1 rRNA gene is annotated in these 1,166 nt (G+C 47.6%); it reads left to right on the top strand.

From position 1 onward, the window contains the following. Window positions 1-85: 85 nt before the first annotated feature. Window positions 86-1,166: ribosomal RNA gene (locus tag BT156_RS21700) — 23S ribosomal RNA — on the top strand; the annotation flags it as partial.

The following is a 1,166-nucleotide window of genomic DNA, read 5'->3' on the forward strand; positions in this document are numbered from 1 at the left end:
TTAAAGATCATTGACATTAACGGTAAAAATATCACAAAGAGAAAACCGAGCACTTGCGAGTGCTTGAGTAATAATTAAAAATAGGAAAGAAATCGTTAAGGGCGTATGGCGGATGCCTAGGCTTTCAGAGGCGAAGAAGGACGCGGTAAGCTGCGAAAAGCTGCGGGGATCGGCACACACGAATTGATCCGCAGATGTCCGAATGGGGCAACCCGGCATGTTGAAGACATGTCACTCCGCAAGGAGAGCAAACCCGGAGAACTGAAACATCTAAGTACCCGGAGGAAAAGAAATCGAAGAGATTCCGTAAGTAGTGGCGAGCGAACGCGGATTAGCCCAAAAGTCTTTATATATTTAAAAGAATGTTCTGGAAAGAACAGCCATAGAGGGTGATAGCCCCGTATTTGAAAGGTATATTTGGATGATAAATGAGTAGGGCGGGACACGTGAAATCCTGTCTGAATATGGGGGGACCATCCTCCAAGGCTAAATACTCCTGAAAGACCGATAGTGAACAAGTACTGTGAAGGAAAGGTGAAAAGCACTTCGAATAGAAGGGTGAAATAGAACCTGAAACCGTACGCCTACAAGCGGTCGGAGCCCACATGTTGGGTGACGGCGTGCCTTTTGCATAATGAGCCTACGAGTTAATGTTACTAGCGAGGTTAAGGACTTCAGGTCCGGAGCCGGAGCGAAAGCGAGTCTGAATAGGGCGCTTAGTTAGTAGTATTAGACGCGAAACCTTGTGATCTACCCATGGGCAGGTTGAAGCTTTGGTAACACAAAGTGGAGGACCGAACCGGTTGACGTTGAAAAGTCTTCGGATGACCTGTGGGTAGGGGTGAAAGGCCAATCAAACTGGGAGATAGCTCGTACTCCCCGAAATGCATTTAGGTGCAGCGTCGTGTATAAGTTTATTAGAGGTAGAGCTACTGATTGGATGCGGGGGAGTCAAATCCTACCAATTCCTGACAAACTCCGAATGCTAATAAATGTTCCACGGCAGTGAGGGCGCGGGTGCTAAGGTCCGTGTCCGAGAGGGAAAGAACCCAGACCAACAGCTAAGGTCCCCAAATCTCTATTAAGTTGAAGCAACGCGGTTGGACTGCATTGACAGCTAGGATGTTGGCTTGGAAGCAGCCATTCATTTAAAGAGTGCGTAACAG

The organism is Chryseobacterium limigenitum, assembly GCF_900114875.1.
GTDB lineage: Bacteria > Bacteroidota > Bacteroidia > Flavobacteriales > Weeksellaceae > Chryseobacterium > Chryseobacterium limigenitum.